This is a genomic window from Fulvivirga sp. AWR4_260, assembly GCF_056158185.1.
This window is the reverse complement of sequence record NZ_JBSWSU010000015.1, coordinates 1,455,370-1,472,095: the sequence shown is the minus strand read 5'-3', so window position 1 is coordinate 1,472,095 and position 16,726 is coordinate 1,455,370. Positions and strand designations below refer to the sequence as shown.

The window sequence follows — 16,726 nt, the reverse complement described above, 5'->3', positions numbered from 1 at the left end:
CTTTTAACAAAACCTCCACGCTCTTAAACTAACAACACATACCTTATGAATTTTTTTATAGACACAGCTAACCTAAGCGAAATTCAGGAAGCCTATGATCTTGGCGTGCTGGACGGTGTTACTACTAACCCATCTTTAATGGCTAAAGAAGGCATTAAAGGAGAAGAAAATGTAAAAGCTCATTATAAAGCTATCTGTGATATAGTTGACAACAATGTGAGTGCTGAAGTTATAGCTACTACTTTCGATGAAATGATCAAAGAAGGTGAAGAATTAGCTAAAATTGATGACAAAATAGTAGTAAAAATACCTATGATAAAAGACGGTGTTAAAGCCATCAAATATTTATCTGACAAAGGTATTCGCACTAACTGTACTTTAGTTTTCTCTGCCGGACAGGCTTTACTTGCTGCTAAAGCTGGAGCTACTTATGTTTCTCCTTTTATAGGCAGACTAGACGATATTGCTTATGATGGCCTTAGCCTAATAGAGCAAATTGTACAGATTTATGACAATTACGGTTATACTACACAAGTACTTGCTGCCAGTGTAAGACACACTATGCACTTAATTCAGTGCGCAGAAATTGGCGCTGATGTAGCTACTTGCCCTCTTAACGTAATAACAAGTTTACTTAATCACCCGTTAACTGATGCGGGCTTGGCAAAATTCTTAGCTGACCACAAAAAAGTTAATAGTTAATAAAAATACTTATAGATGTCTTTCTCCTCAGATCCAATAATTCGTGTAAAAGATGCCTCCATTTTCCAAAATGATCGTACAGTATTAACTGACGTAAATTTTGAAATAGAAAAAGGAGAATTTGCTTTTCTGGTTGGACGCACAGGAGGAGGAAAGACATCTTTATTAAAGACTCTTTACGCTGACCTGGACCTTAGGTTAGGAGAAATTTCTGTTGCAGGTTACAACATCAGAAACATTAAGAAAAAAGAGATTCCTTTATTAAGAAGAAAGTTAGGCATCATATTTCAGGACTTTCAGCTTTTCCCTGACCGCACGGTTGCAGAGAATTTAAACTTTGTAATGAAAGCTACAGGATGGAAAGAAGGCTCTAAAATGAAAGCTCGACAAACTGAAGTGCTCATTCAAGTAGGATTAGGCTCAGTAGCCTCAAAAATGCCTCACCAGTTATCAGGTGGAGAACAACAACGCATAGTTATAGCTAGGGCGCTACTCAATGAACCTGTAATTCTACTAGCTGATGAACCTACCGGAAACCTAGACCCTGAGGTTTCTAACGGCATCTTTAAACTGTTTCAGGACATTAACAAAAGTGGCACCGCTGTACTGATGGCCACACACGACCACAACTTGGTTAAAAAACAATCGTCTAGGGTATTAAAATGCGAAAACGGAAGACTATTAGACTCTAAAGTTGAATCTTTTGAGCTAGGCACGCAATACCTATAATCAAGCATTTACTTCATGCTCTTTTTCTTTTTTTAGGCTAGTATCTTCTAGCTTTTCAAGCTCTTTATTCAAAATCCCCACCCTTACCAATAAATTAAGGATTAAAGCATCTACCACTTCCTTACTTGGGTTTTTACTCATTTCCTCTTTCAACACCAAATACATAGCGTCTAGCTTTTGCAGATCGGCCTCAAAGTCGCTATCCACATTAAAGTCTTTACTTTCAAAATCATATATCAAATCTCGCTTTTCACTTATCTGCTGAAAATAAAATGATTCCACATCTTTAAAATCCTCATTGTAAGCAGCGGTATCTTTATTATTTTCTATTGTAGCAATTTGATTGGTAGACATGCCACTCTCCTCTAACTTATACAAAAGATATACCGTAGAAATAAAGAAAATTAAAGAAGCAGCTTTCCACAACCACTGCCATGAACGAGTATTTCGACTAGAAGATGATAAATTATTTTCTATACCTCCCCACAAATCTTTAGATGGCTCCAGATCATCAAAATCATTTCTATTTTCAATCACAAACTTTTCTAATTCATCCTTCATAACTCACCTCCTGCATTAGTATTTCTCTGATTTTCTTTTTAGATCTATTAAACTGAGACTTTGAAGTAGACTCAGTAATATTCAAAATTGATGCAATCTCACTATGATCATAGCCTTCTATCAAATATAACGAAAACACCACCCTGTAACCGTCTGGCATTTTCCTCATAGCCTGCCTTACCTGCTCTATAGAATACGGAAACCTCCCCTCCTCTTCCTCCATATCAACAATATCTACTTCATCTCCTATTTCAGAGGTTTCTAACCTTTTGAGATTAACAAAATTAATAGATTTATTGATGACTATTCGTTTTAACCATGCGCCAAATGTAGCCTCTGATTTATAAGTATGTAATTTACTAAAAGCGTTGATAAATGAATCTTGTAAAACATCCTCTGCATCATCTTGATTATTCACAATCCTATACGCTACATTTAGCATCGCCTTTGAATACAAATGATACACCTTATTTTGCGCGTACCTTTCGCCTCGCAAACAACTCTCAATTAAATCTGCATGTATATCTTGATGGTTCAAAAGCAATATTTTTTCACTAATGACAGGCGCTTAAATAATAGGTTGCATACAATTACAACATATTTTTTCATAGACACAAAAAAAGCGAGTAACTCATAAGTCACTCGCTTTCAGTAAAGTATTTTTATGCTTATTTCAATGCATCGAGATTTTGCTTAGCCAATAAGAAATCTGGCGCCAACTTTAAAGCTTCTTGAAAGTATTTCTTCGCTTCCGCTTTATTTCCTTGCCCCTGAGCGATCAAACCCTTTAAATTAATGATAGCTACTTTTATAGGATACTCCTTCTGCTCTTTAGCTGCGTTTTCATAAACAACAGTTAGTTCATCGGCCTCTTTCTTACCTAATAATATATCCGCATTGGTCAAACTCTCTTTATAGCGCTTTAAGTCATACTGCAAAAATGCTATTTTATAAAGTGTTTCATAACTATCATTTTCTAAGTATAAAGACTCATAAGTGTCCAATGCTTTCTCCGTTACACCAAGGTTTTCGTAGCTATTAGCCAATATCTCCATCGCACCAGTATGGTGTGGCTTCATTTGAATCACATCTTTGGCCGCTATGGCTGCCGATGGGTATTGTCTACTTTGAAAATATATAGCCGACAATGAAAATAAGATAGAGTCGTTTTGAGGGTTTTCTACATAAAGATTATAAAGTGCATCTTTCGCCATATCATAATCATTATATCTTATGGCTACTTGATATACCCTGGCATAATGACTAGACAGCACTTGACCAGCGGTAGGCACATTAGAATTATCAGCCGGCTTAGCATTATCCTGAGCCATTACTGAAACTGATATCAAGGTCATTACAAAAAGTAATGATACTTTATTTATAAAATGCATGAATCTGATTTTAAGTTTAACACACAAATGTAGACAATTATTTAACAGTTAATCCCTTACCCTTTGCTATAGTTAGCATAAACTGCCAGGCATCTTCACGGTTATTTGATATTTTACCATCTAAAATCGCCTCTTTAATTTCCTCTTTTATCTCACCTATCACTCTGCCGGGTGTAAGGTCAAAAGCCTTAATAATATCGTCTCCAGAAACCGGTGGCTGAAAATTTCTTACTTTATCTTTCTCCTCCACCTCTTTCATTTTTTTCTCTACCTTTTTAAAGTTGCTCATGTAACGCTTCACCTTATCATCATTTTTAGAGGTAACATCAGCCTTACACAACTTCATAAGATCTTCCACGTCATCGCCAGCTTCAAATAAAAGCCTACGTATAGCAGTATCAGTAATATCTTCTTTCACTAAAGCAATGGGTCTCAAATGCAGCCTTACAAGCTTCTGAACATAATCCATCTTGTCATTTAAAGGCAACTTGAGCTTTCTGAAAATTTTTGGCACCATACGGGCGCCTCTATCTTCATGACCATGAAATGTCCATCCTACCTTTTTATCAAACCTCTTGGTAGCTGGTTTAGCAATATCATGCAAAATAGCTGCCCAGCGCAACCATAAGTATCTCGATCTTTGTGCTGTATTATCTAAAACCTGAAGTGTATGATAAAAATTATCCTTATGCGATTTACCATCGATAACATCAACTCCGTGAAGTTTCACCATCTCAGGAAAAATTAGCTTTAATAGCTCGGCATGAAACAACAGCTTAAAACCATAAGAAGGTGTGGGCGATAATATAATTTTATTGAGCTCATCGGTAGTTCTCTCTTGAGAAACGATTTCTATTCGAGAAGCATTTTTCACAATACCATCAAATGTATCGGGTTCAATATCAAAACCTAATTGTGACGCAAAGCGAATAGCCCTCATCATTCTCAAAGGATCATCAGAGAAAGTAATATCGGGCTCAAGTGGTGTTTTAATCACTTTCCTTTTTAGGTCTTTCAAACCTCCAAAAGGATCTATCAGCTGGCCATAGTTATTTTTAGATAAGCCTATAGCCATGGCGTTTATGGTAAAATCTCTCCTATTCTGATCATCTTCTAGCGTACCATCCTCTACTACAGGTTTTCTACTATCATGTCGATACGACTCTTTTCTGGCACCTACAAACTCCAGCTCCCAATCTTTATATTTTACCTGTGCGGTACCAAAATTTTTAAACACACTAAGATGCGACTTTTTCAGTTTGGCAGCCACTGCTTTAGCTAAAGCAATTCCACTACCTACACAAACAAAATCTATATCTTTTGATGGTCTTTTTAATATTAAATCACGAACGTAGCCGCCAATTACATACGTCTCTAAATCTAACTCTGTAGCAGCTTCATGAATTACTTGAAAAACAGGCGTATTAGTGATATGCTCTTTATAGTCCATAAACCCAGCCCCGTGGATACTTTTTAAAACAGGGTGATTAATTTTAGTTAAAAAGCAAAGTTACTATTTCTAACCGAATGACACTAAAGCCTATTTAACAAACGTAGGGCATGGAATAAATTTATCTTTATGCTTTACCTTTCTTCTGATGGAAATATCGATATTATACTGTAAAGCCACTTCGTGAGCCCCACCGGATACAGCACCTAATTCAGACACATTAAAATCATAACTATAACCTATTTCAAAATCATCGAACTGTAATCCCAATATTAAAACAGCAGCATCTCTGCTGGAGTGCCCTTTAGCATTTTGGGTAATAGGAATACCCCTATACCAAAGCCCAATCATCACTGGCTCATAAATAAAATGCATACCTACATCTAACTGATCAAACTCACCTTGATGCTGGTAAACAAATGAAGGTGAAATGCTAGATATACGGTCTTTCTTAAACATGCCATTATATAAAGGAATTTTAGCTCCTGCATGAATGGATATTTTCATGGGCAATTTACTCTCCTCCCCTAGTAAAGATCGATTACCTTCATTCATATGGCTAGCTGATATTCCTGCCCAGAATGTTTTATTATAAATGAGAATACCACTTGCAAAATCAAAATAACTACTACTTCCCAAACTCCCAAAAGTAGGATCGGAAGTAGGTACTTGACCGTCATTTTGAAATTCCAACTGATCGGCAAAAACCAATTTAGTGAAATCAATATCTCTATGACCGTAACCAAAATACAATCCTGGAGTAACAATCCATTTATTTTCTAACTGCACTTTATAGGAATACACAAAGCCAACAGTTGTTGATTTAAGATTTGCAGAGCCAGCTTTATCCACTGTGGTTAACAGCCCAACGCCACTTCTTAGATCAGCCAAATGAAAATCATAAGAAAAAGCATAAGACACAAAGCCATTTGAAAGGCCTGGCCATTGATTTCTATAATTGGCGATAAAGCGATGCCCTGAAGACGTACCCGCAAAAGCAGGGTTGAGATACAATGGAGCAGAATGATACTGCGAAAAATGTAAATCCTGAGCACGCAAAGAAGCAGCCCACCATACTAGACAAAGTACTGATATTAGCTTAAAAGTTTTCATTATCTAATCAGGTTCACGTCTCCTATTCGTGTTGATTTACGGCCATCACCGTATGTTAATATCAGCTTATATACGTAAACATCTTGCGGGCATAGCTTACCTTGATAGTAGCCATCCCACCCTTTTTCCTTGTCTACACTTCTAAAAAGCAATTGCCCCCAGCGATTAAATATTAGCATTTCAAACTCTGAAATTCCTTTGGTAATAGGTAGAAAAACATCATTAATACCCCCTCCAGAAGCTCCACCGTCACCCAGTGGACCGGATAGGTTCGGTGAAAATGCATTTGGCACCAAAATATCGCCTCCCATTATGGCTTGCACCAGACCAGGACGCACCAAAACATCACTACATCCGTCTTCATTCATGGCCGTAAGGGTTATATCATACTGCCCTTCATTCTCATAATAATGAATTGGCTCTGACTCTTTAGATGTGGTACCATCTCCAAAATCCCACAAAAAAGATGTAGCTCCGAAACTTGCATTATCCGTATAAATAGGACTATCCGGTATATACACCAAAGTGGGTTTAATTTGAAACTGAGCCACCGGATTATCATGCACTTCTATAACCAGTGGCTTCACTTGTTTAATGGTATCACCAACGGAATTTGTAGCATATAAAATTACTGTATAAAGCCCTGGCTCATAATAGGTATATGATGGATTTTCAGCTCTAGACACTCCTTCTCCCTGTCCAAACTCCCAATAATAGCTGGTAGGGTCGGCATACATACTTATGTTAGTAAAATTAATAGTTAATGGTGCACATCCCTTTCCCGGATCATATTCAAAATCTACTATGGGAGGAATAGGGTTTATCTTCACCACCTGAATATAACTATCCATACATTTACCATCAGACACCGTAAGCTCAATGGTATAAGTACCATAAGTATCATAAGCATGACTACTTTCTAATGGATCTGTTGATGTTTGGCCATCTCCAAAATCCCACAAATAATCTAAGCTCCCGATTGTAGACTTATTGTTCAACTGAACAGTATTACTTGGCAAGGTTTGCTCTAATGGAGACACCTCAAAGTCTGCTACTATATCGACTTTCTCCTCTACAATTACAGACTCTGTTACCACATTACTCTCACAATTAGAAAAATTAGTAGTCTGCAATGTTGCTGTAATTGTTATATCCTGATTCCCTCTGGACACCACATAATCCAATGATTCACCTTCCACATCAGTAACATACTGCAATGCTCCATTCTCACTTATTGTCCAATAGTATCTGGTTAGCCCTTTTTGATCTGCCTCCAAATGAACAATACTTTCCTCACAATCTACCTCTACAGTAGCATCGAAACTGGCTACAGGAACAGGGTTCACCCTCACCTGCCTTACAGAATCTCCAAAACAACCTGTGGGCAACGTGGTAGTTAACCTCACGTTGAAGTTTTTACTAGAAAGCCCTTCATTAGTAAAGTCAAATGAAAACTCAGGGTCATTCCCTCTATTTTCAGTATAAACTATTCCATTCTCATCAGAAATTTCCCACTCATAAGTTGAAGGGCTCATGGCCTGAGTTTGTAGCCCCACTTCAAAATCTATACTTACAGGAGAGCAGTTATCATCAAATGGAGAGTAGTTTAAATAGTTAAACTCTGAAGCCGGGCCAGGATAAACCGTAACAGCAATAGTGTCACTAATTTGTGCACATCCATTCTCGCCTATTGAAAGAAGGCGTATGTTATATACTTTATCGGTAGTACTATTATTTTTAAATGTAAAAGAGTGCTGTTCCGCAAAATCAGTATCTGCAGGCGACTCCGTAAGTTCATCTTCAAAGCCCTCACCATCATCAACTTGCCAAACATACCTATCAATTGGTGCTGGCTGAATGGAATGCCCTGTATTATTGAAAGTAACCTCTAAGTCACTACACCCATCCGTTTTATCAGGCATAATAACTGACACAGGAAGAGGGCTTACGGTTATAGTTTGCTCATATATATCAGTACAGTTAGTTGGCGATGCTGTAACCCTTAAAGCCACCTGATAATCGCCCGAAGCCCCTAAAACCCTAGTGAAATTAGTTTCATTAAGATAGGCGGTATCGCTATTAAAAGTAACACCATCGTAATCAAAATCCCACTCCCATTCAGCAATGGACTCTGTCTCCAAAGCTGCTAAAGTTGATTGATCAATAAAACTTACCTCTTCCCCCTCACAAGTACCTTGTGCCTGAAAGAGAGCCTGTGGCTTAGGATAAACAGAAATTATAATTTCATCTTCAGTACTACAAGAAGTAGACGCATCAAAAATTATAAGCTTAACTCTGTAATGACCAGTATTATTAAACACTCTTTGAAAAGGCCCTAGCTGTGTGGTAGAGTAACCGGTACCAGTAGGAAAAGATTCTATTAAATTGTCTGCGTCATCATAAAACTCCCATCTCCACCTTGTATTAGGATTAGCAGTACCTGTAGAAATATCATTAAATACCACCTCAAAATCTTCAGGCACACTCATATCTTGACAAAATTCTGTGCCTAAAGCATTTCCATCAACATCTGTCACGCCTATTTCGGCAATAATAGTAGGAGAAATATATACAACATCTTCATAAATAGCTTCACAATTACCCGCGGCATTACTATCTCGGACAACCATTCTTACAAACTTTGTTCCCCCAGTAGTATAGGTAAACATAGGGTTAGATGCTTTACTAATATGGATTGGTGTTCCGGCACCAGTACTATTATCATAAAACTCCCACGTATAAGTATAATTAGAACCGGCTATAAATGGGGTTAAGTCTTCAAAATAAATACGTTCACCAATACAAAAATTATCCCTTATTTCACCCGAAGAATTATTTGCTCTTGTCTGGTACTCAGGCTCAGGAGAATCTACAATTACAATTCTGGCTGTCACCACCCCCGGCATATTATCACCATTAACCAAGTCTCCACTAACAGGATTAAATGGATCACCATCCAATATATCATCATCATACCTGTGACACCTATTCCAGTTTTTTAAAGTAATTTCAAATTCTTTACCAATATCTGTCACTGCTGTAGCGGGCACTTGAATGGGCAAACTTTGCTCTCCTGGTGCTGCTACTGGGTACTGCGGATTCATATTAGGAGCCGGATTATTATATGGGTAAGTAGGCGGAGTAATATAACCCACTGTTATTCCGGGAATTCGATTAGCCGCATTTCCTGTTCCATAAATCCACTGAAGCCATCTGGCCTCATCATTTTCCCGGGTATCTCTAGGAAAACAGTTCCAATCACTATTATCAAGAAACCTTAAATTGGCAGCGTAACCTTGACAGACACGATAAACACCAGGGTCAATATAAACGATATCGTTAGTCCACACTACAACTTGTGTAGTTACACTAATAACGCTACCTCTGGGGTTACAAGCATTTTCAGCATCAATAACCACATCAAAACCACATTCAACAGGACTATTAGGGTAAGTATGATCTAACTCTACACCTTCATCATCCACCTGAACATATGTCTCCTCAGGTGTACCATCACCCCAGTTTACATAATATACAGTACCGGGAGTGGCAGCCAAATAGGCTGTTTTCATCCTCACGGTAAAAGGAGCACAACCGCGGCTATTGGTTAAAAAACGAAATCCAGGATCCATAATAAGGTCTCCACACTGCGACCACGCAGCTTGAGCCATGACCAAACTAAGGAATAGGTTGATAACAATAAATTTCTTTAAAAACATTAATCTCTAACGTAAGTAAGGTTCTGATTAATTTGGAACATCAGATTGGTATATACCTCTATGTGACTGAAAAGAAACCGCTTATATAGGAAGTAAAAATATGTTTGTCGACAGGCGAACATATGCAGCCACGAAAGGAAAATAATACAGATGAAACAACCCTACAAATACTACTATTCTGAGAATCAATATTTTAAAATTCCTTTAATTTTTATAATAAAACAATTAAGAGGGAGCTTATATCCTCATTAACAAATACTTTAATTTGAGTATCAGGTTTATTTTTAAAAATCCTTTTAAAACGTCTATTACATTACAAGCCTATTTTATTCATGTCAAGCTTGTAAGGAACTAATTTTAAAAAATAAAAAAGTAATAATTTCTTATCCATTTAAGGGGAATCCTGTACCTTTGTGTCCCATAAGTTTTACTTCAATAAATTTTCTTAAAAACAACTTATGGCCACGGCAAAGTACATTTTTGTTACCGGTGGGGTAACATCTTCCTTGGGTAAAGGTATCATTGCAGCATCTTTAGCTAAACTCTTACAAGCTAGAGGTTTCAAAGTAACCATCCAGAAATTTGATCCATACATAAACATTGATCCTGGTACGCTTAATCCGTATGAGCATGGTGAATGTTATGTAACTGATGATGGTGCAGAAACTGACCTAGATTTAGGTCATTATGAGCGTTTTCTAAACACACCTACTTCTCAGGCAAATAACATTACTACAGGTAGAATCTATAATAATGTTATAACTAAAGAGAGAAAAGGCGAATACTTAGGAAAAACTGTACAAGTAGTACCTCATATTACAGACGAAATTAAGCGAAACATTTATGCCTTAGGCGAAAGCGGTGATTATGATTTTGTAATTACTGAAATAGGAGGCTGTGTTGGTGATATAGAATCACTGCCGTTTATTGAAGCTGTAAGGCAAGTTAAATGGGATGTAGGCACTAATAACTTTTTGGTTATTCACCTTACACTTATTCCATACTTAAGTGCAGCTAAGGAATTAAAAACTAAACCTACTCAGCACTCTGTAAAACAATTACTTGAAGCGGGTATCCAACCTGACATTCTGGTATGTAGATCAGAACGAAGACTGCCAGTAGAAATAAGAAAAAAACTAGCCTTATTCTGCAATGTAAACATCAACTCTGTAATAGAAGCGATGGATGCAGACACTATCTACGATGTGCCATTATTGATGCGCAAAGAAAAATTAGATGAGAGAGTACTATCTAAATTACGCATCACCAACAAAAACGAACCTAGTCTGGATCACTGGAAAGCGTTTTTAGGAAAATTAAAAAATCCTACCGATGAAGTAAAAATAGGCCTGGTAGGAAAATACGTAGAGCTACCCGATGCATATAAATCAATAGTAGAAGCTTTTATACACGCAGGCGCCTACAACGAATGCAAAGTAAACCTTGAATATATTCCATCAGAAAGTATCAATGCTGATAACTGCCAATCTGTCTTAGAAAAACTAGATGGCATACTCGTTGCTCCGGGCTTTGGAGAAAGAGGTAGTGAAGGTAAGATACAAACAGTAAAATATGCCAGAGAAAACAATGTACCCTTCTTTGGTATCTGCTTAGGCATGCAGTGCGCTGTCATAGAATTTGCTCGTAATGTACTTAAATTAAAAGACGCATCTTCACGAGAATTGAATGAAAAAACGGAAAACCCGGTAATCGATTTGATGGAAGAGCAAAAGAAAATCGTAGAAATGGGTGGTACTATGCGTTTAGGTGCTTATCCTTGCGATTTGAAAAAGGGCAGCAAGGCATACGGTGTGTATGGTAAAAGTAAAATTAGTGAAAGACACCGCCACAGATATGAGTTCAATAACAAGTATTTAGCTCAAATGGAAGAGGCAGGACTTAAAGCTACGGGCATTAACCCTGAGACCAAACTTGTAGAAGTAGTGGAAATCAGTGAGCACCCGTGGTTCATAGGTGTACAATATCACCCTGAGTTAAAAAGTACAGTATTAGACCCACATCCTCTCTTCGTAAAATTTATTGAAGCGGCCCTTAATATTAAAAAAACGAATAATTCAAAAAACTAATTTTTAAATAATACGATGGATAGAAACCAAGCAACGGGTTTAATATTGATAGCAGCAATGCTAATGATATACTTTTACTTTTTTTCTCCCGATCCTAAGCCGGTGGAAGATGTTCCTACTAATGACACTACATTAGTAGAAAATACTCCTTCATCAGTTACCACAGAGGAAGAGGTAGTGAATGACTCTATTCAAAACCTTGAACTAAGAGAAAAGTATGGTGTATTTGCTGCTGGAGGAGCTGGAAATGAAGCCGAAACCGTTATTGAAAATAAAAACTTAACGATTAAGCTATCTAATCGTGGTGGTAAAATAACTAACGTAGAGCTTAAAAACTATAAGACCTACCAAAGTAATACCGTAACACTTTTAGATGCCAACAGTAATAAATTCGCTTTAACACTTGATGCAGAAGGCAGACGTATTAATCTTAACGATTTATACTATACTCCTTCTACTACCACGGTTGGCGACACTACCATTGTAACTTTCGCCTTAAACCTTGGAGGCAACCAAAGTGTAAAACACATTTATAAATTGGCGCCCAATGGATTTCAATTAGGCTATCACCTAGAAGTTAATGGTTTAGATAAATATGTTACTAAAGAAAATTTAACCTACGAGTGGTTAGACCATATTAAAACGCTTGAAAAAGATCTTAAACAAAGTCGTAATAACACTACTATTAATTATTACACCAAGTCAGAAGATTTTGATGGCATCAATCAGAGGTCTAGTAAAGACGAAGTTGAAGAACTTACAGAGCCTTTAAAATGGATAGCTATTAAGCAAAGGTTCTTTATATCTGGAATTATTGCCGAAAACCAATTCAACAGTGGTAACATACACACTTCAGTAAATGAGAGTGATAGCTCTACTGTAAAATTTGCGCAAGTAAAACTTCAAGTACCTTTAGCAGATATTAAATCAGGTAAAGGAAACTTCACTTACTACTTCGGGCCAAATGATTACCATGTTATAAAAGATGTTACAGAGGAGTTTGAAAGCAACCTATATCTTGGCTTCCCTCCTATGAAATGGATCAACAGGTTTGTAATCATACCATTATTTGATTCTTTGAGCAGCTTTATTGGTAACTACGGTATAATCATTATCGTAATGGTGCTTTTAATCAAACTAGTGCTTTCTCCTCTTTCATACAAGTCATATTTATCAATGGCAAAAATGAAAGTATTAAAGCCAGAGCTTGATGAAATAAAAGAAAAGTATGGTGATGATATGGCTAAAGCTCAACAAGAGCAAATGAAGCTATACTCAAAAGTAGGTGTTAGTCCATTGAGTGGATGTATCCCTATGGTACTTCAAATGCCAATACTCTTTGCCATGTTTACATTCTTCCCTCAGTCAATAGAACTAAGAGGAGAGCCATTTTTATGGGCTGAAGACTTGTCTACATACGATAGCATATTCCACTTACCTTTCACTATTCCTTTTTATGGTGATCACGTGAGTTTATTCGTATTGCTAATGACCTTATCAACCATCCTTTACACTTGGTCTAACCAGCAAGTAAGTACCGTTCAAGGTCCAATGAAATCTATTTCTTATTTCATGCCAGTTATCTTCATGTTTGTACTGAATGGTTATCCGGCTGCATTAAGTTTCTACTATTTTGTATCTAACTTAGTTACGTTTGGTCAGCAGGCATTAATAAGAAAATTTGTTGACGATGATAAGATCAGAGCGGTGATGGAAGAGAACAAAAAGAAAAGTGGCAACAAGAAGAAATCGTCATTTAGGATGAGGATGGAAGAAGCAATGAAAGCAAGCCAACAAGCTCAAGCAAAAAATAAAAAGAAATAAAAAAATTATAAAAATCCCCTAAGGCTCTTAAAATTAAGAGCCTTTTTTATTTCCTTAAAGAGAGTAGTTGTAATGACTTACATAATTCAATTAAACTTATATCTTTGTAAACCTGATTTACTCAAAATACCTGTAAAAAAATGGAAGTTACTTACTACGGACATTCGTGTTTCAAAATCATATTAAACGGCAAAATCGTGCTATTTGATCCTTTTATCAGCCCTAATGAGCTGGCAAAAGACATAGACGTTAATGCTATAAAAACAGACTATATCATTCTTTCTCATGGTCATGGTGACCACGTAGCAGATGTAGAAACTGTTTACAAAAACAACCCTAACTCTACTGTTATTGCTAACAACGAAGTTGCAGGTTGGTTTGCCAATAAAGGCATTAAAAACACGCACCCTATGAACCAAGGTGGCACATGGGATTTTGATTTTGGTAGCATAAAAGTGGTAAATGCCATCCATTCGAGCAGCATGCCCGATGGAAGCTATGGCGGCAACCCTGTAGGTTTCGTAATTGAGGCTGAAGGCAAAACATTCTATTTTGCTGGCGACACCGCCCTTACTTACGACATGAAGTTAATAAAAGAAGAATTTGATATAGATTATGCTTTTCTACCTTTAGGCAGCAATTTTACTATGAACGTAAAAGATAGTATTAAAGCGGCTGATTTTGTAGGAGCTAAAAAGGTAGTAGGTATGCATTATGATACCTTCCCTTATATTAAAATTGATCACACTGATGCTCAAACTGCATATAAAAATGCAAACGTTGAATTATTATTAATGGGTATTGGAGAAACTACTAATTTATAAGTTTTAGATGAGTAAAGTTATTGCCATTGCGAATCAAAAAGGTGGAGTAGGAAAAACTACTACCGCTATTAACCTTGCTGCCAGTATGGCGGCTCTCGAGTACAAAACCCTTGTAGTAGATGCGGATCCGCAGGCTAACTCCACATCAGGCGTTGGTCTGAACCCAAAAGAAGTTGAAGTAAGTATCTATGAGTGTATGGTCGATGAAATTGACGTGCGCGAAGCTATAGTAGAAACAGACATCAACTACTTAGACATTCTACCATCGCACATCGACTTGGTGGGTGCTGAAGTAGAAATGGTGAGCATAGACAGAAGAGAAGAGCGTATGAATGACGCTTTGGATAAAGTGAAAGACGTATACGACTTCATTATTATCGACTGTTCTCCTTCATTAGGTTTAATTACCATCAACGCACTTACTGCCGCTGACTCTGTAATTATACCTGTACAGTGTGAGTACTTCGCTCTTGAAGGACTAGGAAAACTATTAAACACAATAAAAATCATTCAAACAAGGTTAAACCCTGATTTAGAAATTGAAGGTATTCTACTCACTATGTATGATGTGAGGTTAAGACTTTCTAACCAAGTAGTAGATGAGGTGAAAACTCATTTCAAAAAAATTGTGTTTGATACTATTATACCAAGAAACATCAAGTTAAGTGAGTCTCCTAGTTTTGGTTTACCAGCTATTGCTCACGATGCTGAAAGTAAAGGAGCCATCAGCTACCTTAACCTTTCAAAAGAAATTTTAAATAAAAACGGTCTCGCATAATTATAATTGAGGAGGAGGGCATGTCGAAAAAACCTTTAAAGAGAAGAAACGCATTAGGCAGAGGATTAGGAGCACTTTTAGAAGATTCTCCTGCTAAGGAAAGTAGCCAGGAACTACCACAGGCAGCACCACCAGTGCTCGCTGGTAGTATTAATGAAATTCCTATTGCTGAAATAGAAACCAATCCATTTCAGCCACGAACACACTTCGATCAGGAAGCATTAAAAGAGCTCTCTGAATCCATTACGGTTCAAGGAATTATTCAACCTATTACAGTAAGAAAACTTTCTGCTAATAAGTATCAATTAATTTCTGGTGAAAGAAGGTTTCAGGCCTCTAAATTAGCGGGATTAGAGCAGATTCCGGCCTATATCAGAACTGCTGATGACCAGCAAATGCTGGAAATGGCCCTAATCGAAAATATTCAAAGGGAAAACCTTAATGCAATTGAAATTGCTTTAAGTTATCAGCGCCTCCTTACTGAATGTGAGCTTAAACAAGAACAACTGGGTGATAGGGTTGGCAAAAACCGTACTACAGTAAATAACTATTTAAGACTTTTAAAATTACCGCCAGATATTCAGGCTGCGCTGAGAGATAAAAAAATATCTATGGGCCATGCCAGAGCTTTGATCAACATCGAAAATGTAGATTTACAGCTCGATATATTTAAGAAGGTAATCGAAAACGACCTTTCTGTAAGAAAAGTTGAAGAACTAGTGAGGGAAAGCTTGGCTCCTGCCAAAGCAAAAGAAGAAAAAGCTGAGAAAGAGGTAAACCCTGAGCATACTAAAGAAATTACCCAGCTACAAACTAAGTTAACTTCACACTTTGGAACAAGGGTTAACGTTAAATCAGATGGAAGCAAAGGAGAAATTAAAATCCCTTTTGTTTCAATTGAAGATTTAAATCGTATTCTAGAGATTTTAGAAGTTTAAATGGCTAAAATATTAAGCGTACTTGTGTTATTAATGCTGTCTGTGACTATAAGCAACGGACAGATAACACCTCCAGGTCATGTTGATGGTGATAGCACTGTCACCGACCAACAAGAAATTATCTCCGAAAATGACGATGTAAAAATTGAAGAGATAGAAACCTATGCTGATCAATTTGTGCCCAGAAAGGCCTCTTTATATTCAGCCATATTTCCCGGTGGTGGTCAAATATATAATAAAAAATACTGGAAGCTGCCAATTATATATGGCGGCTTCGTTTCTTTAGGTATTACCATAGACTATTGGAATGGTCAATATAGGAAACAAAGAAGAGAACTTTTCAAAACACTTAATGACTCCGGGTACTCGTCTATTTACGGAGGCGAAGCTCAACTAAGATCTAACGTAGATAAGGCTAGAAGAGAACGTGACTTCTATATGATTTTAACAGGAGCCCTTTATTTACTACAAATAGCAGATGCTCATATAGATGCTCACCTAAAAGAATTTGATTTAAACCCAGACTTAAAAGTAACAATAGAGCCTTCATTAAAAAGCACCACTTACTATGGTTATAATGCCGGCATCTCTTTAAAACTGAAATTTTAAC

Annotated in this window: 14 protein-coding genes; 8 read left to right on the top strand and 6 right to left on the bottom strand. The window is 37.0% G+C overall.

Translation table 11 applies throughout. The features are described 5' to 3' along the window. Window positions 1-45 precede the first annotated feature (45 nt). Entirely contained in the window at window positions 46-702 is a 657-nt protein-coding gene (gene fsa, locus ACXACQ_RS12790) for a fructose-6-phosphate aldolase (RefSeq protein ID WP_474976338.1), read from the top strand. Between the two features lie 15 nt (window positions 703-717). Next, window positions 718-1,431: a cell division ATP-binding protein FtsE gene (locus ACXACQ_RS12785; protein ID WP_474976337.1), complete on the top strand. Its 714-nt coding sequence runs from the start codon at window positions 718-720 to the stop codon at window positions 1,429-1,431. Here the strand turns inward: ACXACQ_RS12785 and ACXACQ_RS12780 are convergent, their stop codons facing one another. The 6 genes from ACXACQ_RS12780 to ACXACQ_RS12755 form a co-directional block, all read right to left on the bottom strand. Beyond that, a complete protein-coding gene (locus ACXACQ_RS12780; RefSeq protein WP_474976336.1) occupies window positions 1,432-1,992 on the bottom strand; it encodes a hypothetical protein in 561 nt (186 codons plus the stop codon). It lies immediately after the preceding gene. Beyond that, window positions 1,982-2,530, bottom strand: coding sequence for an RNA polymerase sigma factor (locus tag ACXACQ_RS12775; RefSeq protein WP_474976335.1), 549 nt, complete (start codon window positions 2,528-2,530; stop codon window positions 1,982-1,984). The genes ACXACQ_RS12780 and ACXACQ_RS12775 overlap by 11 nt, the downstream gene beginning before the upstream one ends. 130 nt (window positions 2,531-2,660) lie before the next feature. Continuing rightward, window positions 2,661-3,383 (bottom strand): tetratricopeptide repeat protein, encoded by a 723-nt coding sequence (locus ACXACQ_RS12770; protein ID WP_474976334.1) that lies wholly within the window; start codon window positions 3,381-3,383, stop codon window positions 2,661-2,663. A gap of 37 nt (window positions 3,384-3,420) precedes the next feature. After that, window positions 3,421-4,833, bottom strand: coding sequence for a CCA tRNA nucleotidyltransferase (locus ACXACQ_RS12765; protein WP_474976333.1), 1,413 nt, complete (start codon window positions 4,831-4,833; stop codon window positions 3,421-3,423). Between the two features lie 90 nt (window positions 4,834-4,923). Next, the gene (locus tag ACXACQ_RS12760; protein WP_474976332.1) at window positions 4,924-5,946 is read right to left on the bottom strand and encodes a PorP/SprF family type IX secretion system membrane protein; all 1,023 of its coding nucleotides are present in this window, start codon (window positions 5,944-5,946) and stop codon (window positions 4,924-4,926) included. Next, window positions 5,946-9,665 (bottom strand): PKD domain-containing protein, encoded by a 3,720-nt coding sequence (locus ACXACQ_RS12755; protein WP_474976331.1) that lies wholly within the window; start codon window positions 9,663-9,665, stop codon window positions 5,946-5,948. Before ACXACQ_RS12755 ends, ACXACQ_RS12760 begins: the two co-directional genes overlap by 1 nt. Before the next feature lie 458 nt (window positions 9,666-10,123). On the opposite strand from ACXACQ_RS12755, the gene ACXACQ_RS12750 reads away from it, so the two are divergent. The 6 genes from ACXACQ_RS12750 to ACXACQ_RS12725 all read left to right on the top strand — a co-directional run bounded on the left by ACXACQ_RS12750 (window position 10,124) and on the right by ACXACQ_RS12725 (window position 16,725). After that, complete coding sequence (locus ACXACQ_RS12750; RefSeq protein WP_474976330.1) at window positions 10,124-11,752, top strand: CTP synthase; 1,629 nt, start codon at window positions 10,124-10,126, stop codon at window positions 11,750-11,752. Window positions 11,753-11,767: 15 nt separating this feature from the next. Next, window positions 11,768-13,576, top strand: a complete 1,809-nt coding sequence (yidC, locus tag ACXACQ_RS12745) for a membrane protein insertase YidC (protein WP_474976329.1) — start codon at window positions 11,768-11,770, stop codon at window positions 13,574-13,576. Window positions 13,577-13,716: 140 nt separating this feature from the next. Continuing rightward, window positions 13,717-14,400, top strand: a complete 684-nt coding sequence (locus ACXACQ_RS12740) for a metal-dependent hydrolase (protein WP_474976328.1) — start codon at window positions 13,717-13,719, stop codon at window positions 14,398-14,400. Between the two features lie 7 nt (window positions 14,401-14,407). Continuing rightward, window positions 14,408-15,178: a ParA family protein gene (locus ACXACQ_RS12735; RefSeq protein ID WP_474976327.1), complete on the top strand. Its 771-nt coding sequence runs from the start codon at window positions 14,408-14,410 to the stop codon at window positions 15,176-15,178. Window positions 15,179-15,198: 20 nt separating this feature from the next. Then, entirely contained in the window at window positions 15,199-16,116 is a 918-nt protein-coding gene (locus tag ACXACQ_RS12730) for a ParB/RepB/Spo0J family partition protein (protein ID WP_474976326.1), read from the top strand. Beyond that, on the top strand, window positions 16,117-16,725 hold the full coding sequence (locus tag ACXACQ_RS12725) for a DUF5683 domain-containing protein (protein WP_474976325.1): 609 nt from the start codon (window positions 16,117-16,119) through the stop codon (window positions 16,723-16,725). Window position 16,726: the final 1 nt, after the last annotated feature.

Excerpts from the sequence above, each read along its gene's own strand:
- fsa (WP_474976338.1), top strand. The coding sequence starts at position 46 with ATGAATTTTTTTATAGACACAGCTAACCTAAGCGAAATTCAGGAAGCC.
- ACXACQ_RS12785 (WP_474976337.1), top strand. The coding sequence starts at position 718 with ATGTCTTTCTCCTCAGATCCAATAATTCGTGTAAAAGATGCCTCCATT.
- ACXACQ_RS12780 (WP_474976336.1), bottom strand. The coding sequence starts at position 1,992 with ATGAAGGATGAATTAGAAAAGTTTGTGATTGAAAATAGAAATGATTTT.
- ACXACQ_RS12770 (WP_474976334.1), bottom strand. The coding sequence starts at position 3,383 with ATGCATTTTATAAATAAAGTATCATTACTTTTTGTAATGACCTTGATA.
- ACXACQ_RS12765 (WP_474976333.1), bottom strand. The coding sequence starts at position 4,833 with ATGGACTATAAAGAGCATATCACTAATACGCCTGTTTTTCAAGTAATT.
- ACXACQ_RS12760 (WP_474976332.1), bottom strand. The coding sequence starts at position 5,946 with ATGAAAACTTTTAAGCTAATATCAGTACTTTGTCTAGTATGGTGGGCT.
- ACXACQ_RS12755 (WP_474976331.1), bottom strand. The coding sequence starts at position 9,665 with ATGTTTTTAAAGAAATTTATTGTTATCAACCTATTCCTTAGTTTGGTC.
- ACXACQ_RS12750 (WP_474976330.1), top strand. The coding sequence starts at position 10,124 with ATGGCCACGGCAAAGTACATTTTTGTTACCGGTGGGGTAACATCTTCC.
- yidC (WP_474976329.1), top strand. The coding sequence starts at position 11,768 with ATGGATAGAAACCAAGCAACGGGTTTAATATTGATAGCAGCAATGCTA.
- ACXACQ_RS12740 (WP_474976328.1), top strand. The coding sequence starts at position 13,717 with ATGGAAGTTACTTACTACGGACATTCGTGTTTCAAAATCATATTAAAC.
- ACXACQ_RS12735 (WP_474976327.1), top strand. The coding sequence starts at position 14,408 with ATGAGTAAAGTTATTGCCATTGCGAATCAAAAAGGTGGAGTAGGAAAA.
- ACXACQ_RS12730 (WP_474976326.1), top strand. The coding sequence starts at position 15,199 with ATGTCGAAAAAACCTTTAAAGAGAAGAAACGCATTAGGCAGAGGATTA.
- ACXACQ_RS12725 (WP_474976325.1), top strand. The coding sequence starts at position 16,117 with ATGGCTAAAATATTAAGCGTACTTGTGTTATTAATGCTGTCTGTGACT.